General features: G+C 50.7%; 9 protein-coding genes. 3 read left to right on the top strand and 6 right to left on the bottom strand.

Annotation, left to right across the window (positions count from 1 at the left end):
* Nucleotides 1–2: 2 nt before the first annotated feature.
* Complete coding sequence (locus OGX90_RS18655) at nucleotides 3–239, top strand: non-oxidative hydroxyarylic acid decarboxylases subunit D (RefSeq protein WP_032944812.1); 237 nt, start codon at nucleotides 3–5, stop codon at nucleotides 237–239.
* A 93-nt stretch (nucleotides 240–332) separates the two neighbouring features.
* Here the strand turns inward: OGX90_RS18655 and mutS are convergent, their stop codons facing one another.
* From mutS to OGX90_RS18640, 3 genes are all read right to left on the bottom strand, one after another.
* Nucleotides 333–2,900 carry a DNA mismatch repair protein MutS gene (mutS, locus tag OGX90_RS18650; protein WP_286624492.1) on the bottom strand — a complete coding sequence of 856 codons (2,568 nt, stop codon included), beginning with the start codon at nucleotides 2,898–2,900 and terminating at the stop codon, nucleotides 333–335.
* 206 nt (nucleotides 2,901–3,106) lie between these two features.
* On the bottom strand, nucleotides 3,107–3,619 hold the full coding sequence (locus OGX90_RS18645; RefSeq protein WP_286624490.1) for a YqeJ family protein: 513 nt from the start codon (nucleotides 3,617–3,619) through the stop codon (nucleotides 3,107–3,109).
* Nucleotides 3,619–4,404: a winged helix-turn-helix domain-containing protein gene (locus tag OGX90_RS18640; protein ID WP_286624489.1), complete on the bottom strand. Its 786-nt coding sequence runs from the start codon at nucleotides 4,402–4,404 to the stop codon at nucleotides 3,619–3,621. Before OGX90_RS18640 ends, OGX90_RS18645 begins: the two co-directional genes overlap by 1 nt.
* Before the next feature lie 455 nt (nucleotides 4,405–4,859).
* Here OGX90_RS18640 and OGX90_RS18635 point away from each other — a divergent pair, with 455 nt between their 5' ends.
* Nucleotides 4,860–5,465, top strand: coding sequence for a helix-turn-helix domain-containing protein (locus OGX90_RS18635; RefSeq protein WP_008785664.1), 606 nt, complete (start codon nucleotides 4,860–4,862; stop codon nucleotides 5,463–5,465).
* Between the two features lie 41 nt (nucleotides 5,466–5,506).
* On the opposite strand, the gene OGX90_RS18630 is transcribed toward OGX90_RS18635, so the two are convergent.
* The 3 genes from OGX90_RS18630 to OGX90_RS18620 form a co-directional block, all read right to left on the bottom strand.
* Nucleotides 5,507–6,880, bottom strand: coding sequence for an HlyD family type I secretion periplasmic adaptor subunit (locus OGX90_RS18630; RefSeq protein ID WP_008785663.1), 1,374 nt, complete (start codon nucleotides 6,878–6,880; stop codon nucleotides 5,507–5,509).
* The gene (locus tag OGX90_RS18625) at nucleotides 6,867–9,059 is read right to left on the bottom strand and encodes a type I secretion system permease/ATPase (protein ID WP_286624487.1); all 2,193 of its coding nucleotides are present in this window, start codon (nucleotides 9,057–9,059) and stop codon (nucleotides 6,867–6,869) included. Before OGX90_RS18625 ends, OGX90_RS18630 begins: the two co-directional genes overlap by 14 nt.
* 89 nt (nucleotides 9,060–9,148) lie before the next feature.
* Entirely contained in the window at nucleotides 9,149–10,492 is a 1,344-nt protein-coding gene (locus OGX90_RS18620) for a TolC family outer membrane protein (protein ID WP_048215663.1), read from the bottom strand.
* 332 nt (nucleotides 10,493–10,824) lie between these two features.
* Here OGX90_RS18620 and OGX90_RS18615 point away from each other — a divergent pair.
* A partial coding sequence (locus OGX90_RS18615) for a retention module-containing protein (protein WP_286624485.1) occupies nucleotides 10,825–12,681 on the top strand: 1,857 nt, incomplete at its 3' end.

Raw genomic sequence — 12,681 nt, 5'->3', positions numbered from 1 at the left:
AGATGATTTGTCCACGTTGTGCCGATGAACATATTGAAGTGATGGCAAACTCGCCGGTAAAAGGTGTCTGGACGGTATATCAGTGCCAGCATTGTCTATACACCTGGCGTGATACTGAGCCGCTACGCCGTACCAGCCGCGAGCACTACCCGCAAGCGTTTCGCATGACGCAGAAGGATATTGATGACGCACCGATGGTGCCGAGTATTCCACCGCTGCTGGCAGAAGATAAGCGCTAATACAACTCGCCGGGTGCGGCTTTGCCTTACCCGGCCTACATATAGCGATATTTTGAAGGCCCGATAAGCGTATCACTATCAGGCATTACGGCGTTACACCAGACTCTTCAACCGGTAGATCCACTCCAGCGCCTGGCGAGGCGTTAGCGAATCCGGGTCGAGATTTTCCAGTGCTTCAACGGCGGGCGACGTTTCTTCCGGAGCTGACAGGAGCGACATCTGTGTGCCGTCGACCTGAGTTGCAGCAACATTCGGCGCGATGCTTTCCAGTTCGCGCAGTTTTTGCCGCGCGCGTTTAATAACCTCTTTTGGTACACCTGCCAGGGCAGCTACTGCCAGACCATAGCTCTTGCTCGCCGCACCATCCTGTACGCTGTGCATGAAGGCGATGGTATCGCCGTGCTCTAACGCATCAAGATGCACATTTGCTACGCCTTCCATTTTCTCCGGTAACTGAGTCAGTTCGAAGTAGTGGGTGGCAAACAACGTTAATGCTTTGATTTTATTGGCCAGATTTTCCGCGCACGCCCACGCCAGCGACAGGCCGTCGTAGGTGGAGGTGCCGCGTCCAATCTCATCCATCAGCACCAGGCTGTTCTCGGTGGCGTTATGCAGAATGTTGGCGGTTTCGGTCATTTCTACCATGAAGGTGGAACGACCGGAGGCCAGATCATCCGCCGCGCCCACGCGGGTAAAGATGCGGTCGATAGGCCCGATCTCCACTTTCTGCGCCGGAACGTAGCTGCCGATGTAGGCCAGCAGCGTAATTAACGCAGTCTGGCGCATATAGGTACTTTTACCCCCCATGTTCGGGCCGGTGATAATCAGCATCCGTCGCTGAGGCGAGAGGTTAAGTGGGTTGGCGATAAACGGCTCGGTCAGCACCTGTTCAACCACCGGATGACGTCCCTCGGTAATACGAATACCAGGCTTGTCGGTGAAGGTCGGGCAGGTGTAATTCAGGGTATAAGCGCGTTCCGCAAGGTTGACCAGTACGTCCAGTTCTGCCAGCGCGCTGGCGCTTTGTTGCAAATCAGCCAGGTGCGGCAGCAGCATATCGAACAGCTCATCGTACAGCTGTTTTTCCAGCGCCAGCGCTTTACCTTTTGATGTCAGAACTTTGTCTTCGTACTCTTTCAGCTCCGGAATAATGTAGCGTTCGGCGTTTTTCAGCGTCTGGCGACGCACATAGTTAATCGGCGCCAGATGACTTTGCCCGCGACTGATCTGAATGTAGTAGCCGTGAACGGCGTTAAACCCAACTTTCAGCGTATCCAGACCGGTGCGCTCGCGCTCACGGATTTCCAGTCTGTCCAGATAGTCAGTTGCGCCATCAGCCAGCGCTCGCCACTCGTCCAGTTCTTCGTTATAGCCCGGGGCGATGACGCCACCGTCGCGAACCAGCACAGGTGGAGCTTCCACTACGGCACGTTCCAGCAGTTCACGCAGCTCAGCAAACTCACCCATTTTCTCGCGCAGCATCTGTACGGGAGCACTGTCTACGCTTTCCAGTTGTGCGCGCAGTTCCGGTAATTGCTGGAATGCATGACGCATACGGGCCAGATCGCGCGGGCGCGCGGTACGCAGGGCCAGACGTGCAAGGATACGTTCAAGATCGCCGACCTGACGCAGCACGGGTTGCAATTCACCGGTGGAATCCTGTAGCGCGCCGATGGTCTGTTGGCGCTCAGTGAGGACTCTGGTGTCACGGACCGGCATATGCAGCCAGCGCTTGAGCATACGGCTGCCCATCGGCGTCACGGTGCAGTCGAGTACTGAAGCCAGCGTGTTTTCAACGCCGCCCGCCAGGTTCTGGGTAATTTCCAGATTGCGGCGCGTGGCGGCATCCATAATGATGCTGTCCTGCTGACGTTCCATGGTGATGGAACGAATATGCGGCAGCGAGGTCCGCTGGGTATCTTTTACGTATTGCAGCAGGCAGCCAGCCGCGCATAATCCACGCGGGGCGTTTTCTACGCCAAAGCCAATCAGATCCCGCGTGCCAAACTGCAGGTTTAGCTGCTGGCGAGCGGTATCGATTTCAAATTCCCATAGTGGACGACGACGTAATCCGCGACGTCCCTCAATCAGTGAGGTTTCAGCGAAATCTTCGGCATACAACAGTTCAGCGGGATTGGTGCGCTGCAATTCTGCGGCCATGGTCTCGCGGTCGGCGGGTTCGCTAACACGAAAACGCCCGGAGCTGATATCCAGCGTTGCGTAACCATAACCTTTACTGTCCTGCCAGATAGCGGCCAGCAGGTTGTCCTGGCGTTCCTGTAATAGCGCTTCATCACTGATGGTGCCTGGCGTGACGATACGGACTACTTTGCGCTCGACCGGACCTTTGCTGGTCGCCGGATCGCCAATCTGTTCACAAATAGCGACTGATTCACCCTGGTTGACCAGCTTGGCGAGATAGTTTTCTACCGCATGGTGAGGAATGCCCGCCATCGGGATTGGCTCGCCCGCAGACGCGCCGCGTTTGGTCAGGGAGATATCAAGCAGCTGAGACGCACGTTTCGCATCGTCATAAAACAGTTCGTAAAAGTCGCCCATGCGGTAAAACAACAGTATCTCCGGGTGCTGGGCTTTCAGCTTGAGATACTGCTGCATCATTGGGGTGTGGTTCGTGAAGTCCGTATCAAGTGACTCTTTCATATCGCTTTTGCTCTTTTTTTAATCTTTTTGGGGACCTGGGCAGTCTCACGTGAGCCCCTGGAAACTCACATAAACCCACAAATTTGTCATTCGAAAGCCGCCTGATAGGCAGTAACGACGAGCGTTGGCTCGACCTGAATGGTCTATCTTATCACCGACAACGACTGAGATTCATCCGTAGGTTTTGCCGTCAGAACGCTTATTGATTATTCATTTTCCGGCAAAGCATAATTCTGGCAGTACAGATAGGGGATCCCCTCTTTGGTAATCAGGTATGTCTCGCTGTTCAGCGCAAAAAAATCGACGTTGGATACGCTGGTGTTGGTCAGGAAAAAATCGGGGAGGAGTTCCTGAATAAGGCTGGCGGGAGCCGTTTCGCGATTGGAAATTTGGATTTTCTGTGAAATCCAAACCGGGCTTGAGCCGTAGCTGGATTGTGTAAAAAGTACCATGCGTTGCACGGTTTGCTCATTATTTTCGGCATCTTTGATAATACCATCAATATTCACAATACCTTTACTGCCCCCGGTTTTAATATCAATAATCCCTCGGAACGAGCTTGTATTGCGTACAATTTCGATGGCAGAGCGGCAGGTGAGATCATGTAACTCGCCATTGTTCTTACTGTACCGATAGACGACAGTAAGAATAAGCGCAGCAAAACAAAGCAGCAGGATAATACCTGTCTGGATGCGGGACGTTCGGGGATATAAGTTCATTAGCTATCATACCGTGGGTAATATACCGACTGACAGGCATTTTCTTGCCTGGCTTTTATCGGTGAGCGACACACCAGCACGGACAGTTTCTTAGACTCAGGATAGGTCGTGATATAGATAAATTTATGGCTCTGACACAGTCCTGGGTTTTTGTCGATAAACGCGGTATGCCGGGAGAAATTACTGGCATCGTTATTGAAATAATACTGACAGCCAGTGGGTGCTTTATCCGCAGTTATATAGCCGGAGAAATAATCATCGCTGGCTTGCCACGGATATAATATAAGCACACAAATTATCAGGGTAAGTGCCAATATTACTGTTTCTGCAGCCGTTATCAAAGGTTGACGCGGTGTGTCAGCCAAAAATTCCTCAATGGTGGCATCTGGCGCTAAGGATTCTTCAGCAGAAGCAGAGTTCTCCTCCGGTGTTTCAATGACCTGAATATCAAACTCTTCTTGAATGATCAGCCCTTTGCGGGGGATCGTTGTGATCAGCGGTTGTTCAAGCTCCAGCTGCAGTAAGCTTTTACGCAACGAGAGAATGCTTTGATAAAAGGCGTTGAAACTCACCTGCCGGTGATTTTTACCCCAACCGAATTCCAGTAATTCGTTTTGAGAAACCACTTGCCCGCGATGTTGAATAAGTAATAAAAGACATAACGACGCTGAGTGTTTGAGTTTTATCCGCTGATTGGGGTGATCTACCCGCGCCAGACATTGTGTGGCTGGGGTAAATATTATTTTATTTTCAATCAGATAACTGACATTGCCAGTCTCAGACATATTGTCTCTACTCTTGATGATGCGTCTGGTGGTTGTTTAGTCATGATACCACTGAGCCTATAAAGACCACCAGCATGGACCTGATTCCACAGCGAGAACCGCGAAGTGTTGCAATTTGGTATCATGATATAACAAGAATGATAACTTTTTAATGAAAATAAAACCCATTAAAATCAATTGATTGCATCTTTTTGGCTACTCTGCAAAGAACAGAAAGATGAAAAAATGTCGACAAAGATGATTGCCATTAATTCTTTATGGACAGCGCCATATACTGCCTGACACCACCACGCGAAAACAGCATGAACCTTAACGCGTCAATGGCACCAGGGAATGCCGGTGGTAGATGTAGATGGGAATAAATGTCAGCTTGTTTGCGAGCTGACATTTATTTTTAGTGCCGAGTAAATTTAACCATCTTTTTGACTAAGCCATAATTTGCGGTAGAGAGTCCCATGTTCCAGAAAGAAATTGAAAATGCTGTAGTGCTCGTTGGCGATGAAATGAAGAAGTCGGATAATGCCTGGCTGTCGTTACGTAAAAAACGTCAGCGTATTGATTTGAAGACCGATGGACAAATCTTATTTCTGGAGAAAGGGACTGTCTCTGTTTATCGTGTGGAAAACGATTTAGTCACCGTGAGTATTTCTGCACCTGCTATTCTCGGCCTGCCACAAATGCGTACGGAAGTGGCTGGCCACTATTTGCGTTGTGATACCGATTGTGAAATGTGGGCGATGAGCGTACAAAATGCCGATCACCTGTTTACGACCAAAAACTTATGGAAGCAGGCGTTTGATATCTTAACGCATCATCTTCAACGTTATTTTCAGCGTGAAGCGTTGCAGTCGCACCGTACTATTCGTGAGCAGATTATTGAACACGTAAAATATATCTGGTCGATGGAGCCAGAGGTTCGCGAGAAAACATCCGTGTATACTTTTATTTTGACCCGTAACCATATTTCACGTAGTGCCATCCATAAGGTGTTACAGGAGCTGGTTAATGACGGGAAAATCACCCTGAATCGTGGAAAGCTCTCTTTTTGCACGCCGTTATAAATTCATGCGCTCCCCGGCAAAATGTAAGGGAGCGCAACCGATCAACGTTCTCTGAGTGCTTCCGCGCGTGCGCGAATAATCGGTTTTAACAGGTAGCTCAGAATCGTTTTCTTGCCGGTGAGAATATCGACGCTCGCCACCATGCCGGGAATGATCAGCATCGGATGCTCTTTTGTTCCCAGGTAATTTTTATCCGTCTGCAAACGCACAATATAAAAGCTTCGCCCCTGCTTATCGGTAACGGTGTCCGGGCTTATCTGCACTACTTCGCCTTGCAGACCGCCATAGATGGTGTAATCGTAAGCGGTAAATTTCACCATCGCATGTTGACCCGGATGGAGGAAGGCGATATCGCGCGGCTGGATTTTGGCTTCGATTAACAGTTTGTCATCCAGCGGAACGATTTCCACCAGATCGCTGCCCGGTTGAATGACGCCGCCGATAGTATTCACCATCACCTGCTGGACGATACCCCGCACCGGTGAGGTGACCATGGTACGGTTCACCCGATCCTCCAGTGCTTTAACGCTTGCTTGGGTTTTACTCAGATTGGTGCGAGCTTCATTGAGTTGGGCCAGCGCATCGCTCTGGAAACGGCCACGGCTTTCACCGATTTTATTCTCAATCTCTTTAATTTCTGACGTAGCCTTGGGCAGCGACAGGCTAATAGAATTGAGCTGCCCGGCGGTTTCCACTTCGGTACGACGCAGTCGCAACAGTTCGACTTTTGAAATGGCGCCTGAAGCGAGCAGCGGCTCGGACATTTTGATTTCCTGACGGATTAACCCGAGGCTGTGCTTAAACTGATCCTCCTTTGACTCAAAGTCGCGCAGTTCCTGTTTTTTCTGCACCAGCTGTTCTTCGAGCCCGGAAATTTCGTTGTGAAATTGTTCCCGGCGGCTGTTGTACAGCTCGGTTTCTCCCCGGGCGACTTCCGGCGCCTGGCTGGCTATCTCGGGTGAAATCACAAAGTCCCGGTTTTCAACTTCCGCCGTCAGGCGTTCTACCTTGGCGCGCAGACCGAGTTTGTCGGCTTCAGTTTCACCCACGTTGGAGGCGAAGCGCGTGTCATCTAGGTGCAGTAGTGGAGTTCCGGCGTTAACGATTTGCCCTTCATGCACGTACAGCTCGGTGACAATTCCCCCTTCCAGGTTCTGGATTTTTTGCAGTTTTGATGAAGGGATCGCTTTGCCTTCACCGCGTGTCACTTCATCAATTTTTGCAAAACCAGCCCAGATGAAGGACAGCGCCACCAGCGCGAGGATCACCCACAACGTCAGTCGTATCACTCTTGGGGCGTCATCAATTATGGCCTGACTGACCTCATTAATACTGTCGGTTTGATTTTCATCACGACCGCGAAAATAGTGCTGCATATAGCTGCGGGCACGAGTCAGGAGATCAGCGAGACGCATTAATTTGCCCCTTTTTCAACGCATCCATCACTACCCCTTTCGGACCGTCTGCGATGATGCGACCTTTATCAACAATAATCAGACGGTCAACCAGCGACAGCATGGAAGCGCGGTGCGTGACCAGTAATAACGTTTTTCCCGCAATGCAGGGGGCCAGCGCGTGTTTGATCTTCTCTTCGCTGGTGTTGTCCATCGAACTGGTGGGTTCATCCAGTAGCAGGAGAGGGGGATCAAGCAACAGTGCGCGCGCGAGCGCCACCGCCTGCCGTTGCCCACCGGAAAGCTGGGAGCCGCGTTCGCCTACCTGCAGGTTATAGCCGTCGGGATGCAGGCGTGCGAATTCGTTGACGCCAGCCAGTTCTGCCGCTCGCAGCATGGTTTCGTCATCGACATAGCGCGCTCCGCACAGCAGGTTATCGCGCAGCGTGCCGTTGAATAGCTGGATGTCCTGTGGCACGTAGCCGATGCTGTGGCGCAGATCGTTCACATCCAGTTGACGAGAGTCGATACCATCGATCAGCAGGTTCCCGGCGCTCGGCTGGTATAAATTGACGATTAGTTTACTCAACGAACTTTTACCGGAACCGCTGCGCCCGATAATGCCGATGCGCTCACCGGGCTGAATGGTCAGGTTAATTTTGTGCAGCGACAGGTTTTGTTGCTCCGGATAGCTGAAATCCACATCGCGAAATTCAATACTGCCCTGTAACTGTTCACGCTTGAGTGGGTTTTCATCCGCACGGCGCTCCTGCGTCAGCGACATCATTTTCTCAGTGTTTTTGATGGTCAGTTTCGCCTGCTGATAGCGGGCGATAAGGCCAGTGAGCTGACCCAGCGGCATGAGTGCCCGGCCGTTAAGCATGTAGCAGGCGATCAAGCCACCCATACTCAGTTTGCCGTCGATAATCATGTACACCCCGACGATGATCATCACCACGCCTGAAATTTGCTGGAACCAGCCGGTAAGGTTGCTGGCCAGGCTGGACAAGGTTTTCACCCGCAGTTCGAGACGGCTCAGGCTGCCCAGCGTTTGTTCCCACTGGAACTGGCGTTCGCTTTGGGCATTATTCACTTTGATGGCATCCAGACTGCTCAGGGTTTCAATCAGTAGCGCCTGACGTTCGCTGGCGAGGCTCATGGTTTTTGCCACAGCAGCGTTGACCGGCTTTTGTAGTGCCCAACTGCACAATAGGGCAATCGGTAATGTCAGTACCGGGATCCATGCCAGCGCGCCGCCGATAATGCCAATAACAATCAGCAGTAACAGGGTGAAGGGCAAATCGATAATTGTCGTCAAAGTGAGGGATGAGAGGAAATCACGCAGTGACTGAAACTCGTGAATGTTTTGTGCAAAGCTGCCCACGCGCGCCGGGCGCTCTTTCATCTCCATACCGACAATGCGCTCAAACAGGGTTGAAGAGATGATGAGATCGCTTTTCTTACCTGCAATATCAAGGCAGATGCCGCGCAGCATTTTTAAAATCAGATCAAAGACAAAAGCCAGGCAGATGCCGACTGCCAGCACCCATAGTGTGACCGTTGCCTGGTTTGGCACGACGCGGTCATACACATTCATGGTAAAGAGCGGTGTGCCGAGCGCAATCAGGTTGATTAACAGACTGGCCAATACCGCATCCATATACAGAAAACGCGACAGCTTCAGCGTGTCTTTAAACCAGGATTTGGTACGCGGCAGAAAGGCCTCTGCCTGCAAATCGAATTCGTGGCGCGGATGCGCAAAAATGACTTTGCCCGCATAGTTTTGCTCAAGCGTGGCGGCATCAACGCTAATTTCCCCACCTTCGCTTTCGCTGGGCATAAAGCGGGCGCTGCCGTCATCGTTCCAGGCCAACAACACCCCGGTTCCCCCTGCATTCAATAACAAGACAGCAGGCAGAGACATTGCCGGAATTTTATCGAGCGTGCGCGTGACGACTCGCGCCTTTAAACCGGCCCTTGCCGCCGCGCGTGGAAATATATTTAGCGTGAGCCGATCGTTTTCTAATGGCAGGCCACTGCTTAATGTTGAACGACTCGCCGGTTTACCGTGCAGAGAACACAGAATCAGTAAGCTATCTAATAACGGGTCGTCATTATGGCTACGTGGGTCGTGATGTTGAGAATTAGGGTTAGCGTAATTCTCAGGGACGTCATTTAATAATTCGGCTTGTGCACTCATTTTCGCAACCATTCTGACCGTGCACTATTAAATAATAGCAAGCTAATAATAAGCGTGCAGGTCAGAGATTTATTGGGGATTAATAATTATTAATGAAGTTCCGGTAAGCTATTTTCTTCTGCTGAATCTACCGGTTGTCCTGAAGGTGGCGGTGTGATTTTTAGAATGTTCATTAATTCCCCGGTGCGTTCGCTAATACGGTAGCCACTGGTCATGGCCAGATAACGTAATTCAACAAGACGGCGTTTAGAGGAGAACACTTCATTTTCACTATCGAGTAAATCCAGCAGCGTACGCTCGCCAAGACTAAATTGATCCTGATAAGCCGTGCGTACTTTGACGCTGCGGTCAGCGTATTCTTCCGCCGAAGGAATCTGAGCGCGTGCGTTTTGCAGTGCGGTCCAGGCCAGGCGCAGCTCCTGATTCAGCTGGCGCAGTGTGTTATTACGTACATCCTGAGCCTGCTTGTGCAGATAAGCGCGGGAGTTCATGTTGGCTTTGTCGCTGCCGCCCTGGTACAGGTTGTAGTGCAGTTTTACCATCGCTTCCCACTCTTCGGTGTGTGCGCGAGTGGTATCGGTGTTGTTGCTAATCCCGCGGGAAAGCTCAACGTCCACACGTGGATAGAAGGTTGATTTCGACGCTTCATACTGCTGGTGCGCAGCTTCGATATCCGCATTGGCAGACTTCAGTAATGGATTATTTTTTTCCATCCGACTTTTGGCATCTTCCAGCGAGGTTGGCAACTGAGAGTCAATGCTCTCTGGCTGGCTTAAGCCCTGCGGATCCATGCCCGTCACGCTGACAAAGGTGGTTTTCGCATCTTCAAGGTTAGTCTGCTCGGTCAGCAGGTTGTTTCGCGCCTGCGCCAGACGCGCTTCGGCCTGCATAAAATCCCCGGAGCGCCCAACGCCCTGATCGGTACGCAGTTTTATCTGGTCATAAATGCGCTCGTGGTTCGCCAGATCGTCTTCAGCAAGGCGCACAAATTCTTCGCGTTGCAGCACGTCGAAATAGGCCTGAATCACCGCATAAGCGGTGCTTTCGCTGGTGTTCATCACGCTGTAAGCGCGTGAGTCTACGGTCGCTTTTTGGCGCGCCACTTCGCTGTTGGTCGCAAAGCCGTTAAACACATTCTGCTCGAGGCTGATAGTCGCCTCGTTAGGTGATTGAGTCAGACCGTTATTGCGCCCTGCAGCGCGGGTAGTTGCATCATCAACATTTTTGCGCCCGGCCTCGGCATTTAAATTCAGTGATGGCAAATAGCCACCTTGTGCCGCCCGCAGATCTTGCTCCGAGGAATAACGGCTATTTATTGCAGCATTAACTTCAGGATGATTCGCTAATGCATCTTTAACGGTATTTTGTAAGTCTTCTGCGTTTACTGCATTTATTGAAAAACATGAAAGCAGAAAAACTAAAAACTTCTTCATGACATGAATGCCCTATATCTCACGGTTATGACATCCAGGTGTCGTCGCTATCATCCATTTTTACAAACACGTTATATTAATTAACAAATATGAATTGTCTTAATTGATGGCTGTAATCAGCTATTCAGCGACATGTTTTGTCACATCGTGTTTTATTTTTGGTTATTTTTTATTATATTCATTTGCCAGTCAAGTCTCATGTAATTGCATTCTATAAAATGTGTTTTTTTCTACATTGAGATATTAATGTTTACATTAATTGAATGTGATATTTGTTCGTTAATGTATTAACGAGTTTATAAAAATAATGATGGTAATTAAGTGAGGTTACGGTGAGCAAATTACTCGGTGTGATCAAAGCAATTATTGGACAGGTTTACGTAGTTGATGCCAATGGTGCACAACGACTGGTTCATGAAGGCGACAGGGTATATAGCGGTGAAGAAATTGTGACCGGTGCCAGCGGCGCGGTAAGTATCTCTTTACCAGACGGAAAAACGCTGGATATAGGCCGTAATAGCCATTGGGGTGAGCACGGGCTACAGGTTAGCCATCATCCGGAAAGTAGTGCTCAGGATATTGCCGCCGCACAAAAGGCCATTGCCGATGGCGCTGACCCGACGCAGGTGCTGGAAGCCACCGCGGCGGGTAATGAAGCACCGGTAACATTAGAAGGTGGCGGCGGGGGGCACACTCTGGTTCAGCTTGAATTGACCGGGCAGGTGGTTGATCCGACAGCAGGTTTTAACACTAAAGGTCTGGGAAGCCCGAACTGGGATATCAATCTGCCGATAGGGGGAGTTACCGCAGGTTCCGCGAGTGTTTTCCCGCCTGAGGTACAAATTACCGAGTTTGCCGGCAACGACGGTTTCATTAACAAAAGCGAATTCCATCAGACCCATTTAAGCGGCACCAGTAATCAAAATCACATCACACTCACCTTCACCGATAGCCAAAAAAACACATTCACCGTTACTGTTCCGGTGAGCAACGGGCACTGGAATATTGATACCGATCTGGGGGGACTGGTCCCGGGAAATGTAACAGTGGTGGCAATAGCCACCGATGTGACGGGACGGACGGCAGAAAGTTTTGATCATGCGCTGATTGATATTACCGGACCACACATCGACATTACCGTTGATAACGTCACGCCGGATAACCTCATTAACTACGAAGAGTCACGTCAGCCGCAAACCCTGATCCACGGGTCGGTCGGCGGCGATACTAAACCCGGCGATATCGTTACTTTATTGGTTGATGGTAAAGAATATACCGGTGTTGTTACCGACCCCGGAAATGGGACTCTGACTTATACCATCCCGGTACTGACCCAGGGGTTACTGCATGACCCGAACATTCACGCCACATTAATTTCTACTGACGACGCAGGAAACACCACCATTGTTTCCACGGATCATCACGTCAATAACGACCTGTATGCGCAAAATGCCGTGACCATTGAAACGGTGGCGAATGATGATGTCGTCAACGCTAATGAGTCTCGTATGCCGACCATTATTTCTGGCATTGCCAGCGGTGATGCGAAAGCGGGTGATCCGGTTACGTTGACCATTCAGGGCAAAGCGTTTCACGGCACGGTTTTCGACGATCATGGCCAGCTACGCTATGAAATCGTTGTGCCTTCCGCAACTCTCAAAGAGGGGGCTAACGATGTACAGGTGACGCTGGTCAGCCACGATGCGGTGGGTAACGAAGTGACCGCACTGGCGCACCGTACCGTGGTACTGGACACCCAGGCACATAACGCCCTCACGATTGATGATGTCACGACAGATAACACCCTGAATCGTGCTGAGCTGTATATGCGTAACCAGGTGATTTCCGGAACCGTCAGCGGGGAAGACGCGAAAGCGGGCGACCCGGTGCTGGTAGAGATCAATGGCCACCAGTACAACGGTCAGATCATCGATCTCGGCAATAGCACGCTGGGCTATCGTATTGCGGTAAACGCTGCCGATTTTGCCAACAACGTTGCAAAAGTCGATGGTTATATGGACGTGAAGGTAACGGTCACCTCTCACGATGCGGTGGGCAATCTGGCGATTGCCACCGACACCCACAGCGTGCATGTCGACAATTTCGCGAAAAACACGGTACATATCGATACCGTCGCGAACGACAATGTGGTCAACGCCATTGAAAACCGCATGACCACACTGATAAGC

Source organism: Citrobacter sp. Cpo012, from assembly GCF_030333015.1.
GTDB lineage: Bacteria > Pseudomonadota > Gammaproteobacteria > Enterobacterales > Enterobacteriaceae > Citrobacter > Citrobacter portucalensis.
The sequence above is the reverse complement of the archived record's forward strand: the minus strand, read 5'-3'. Positions and strand labels throughout refer to the sequence as shown.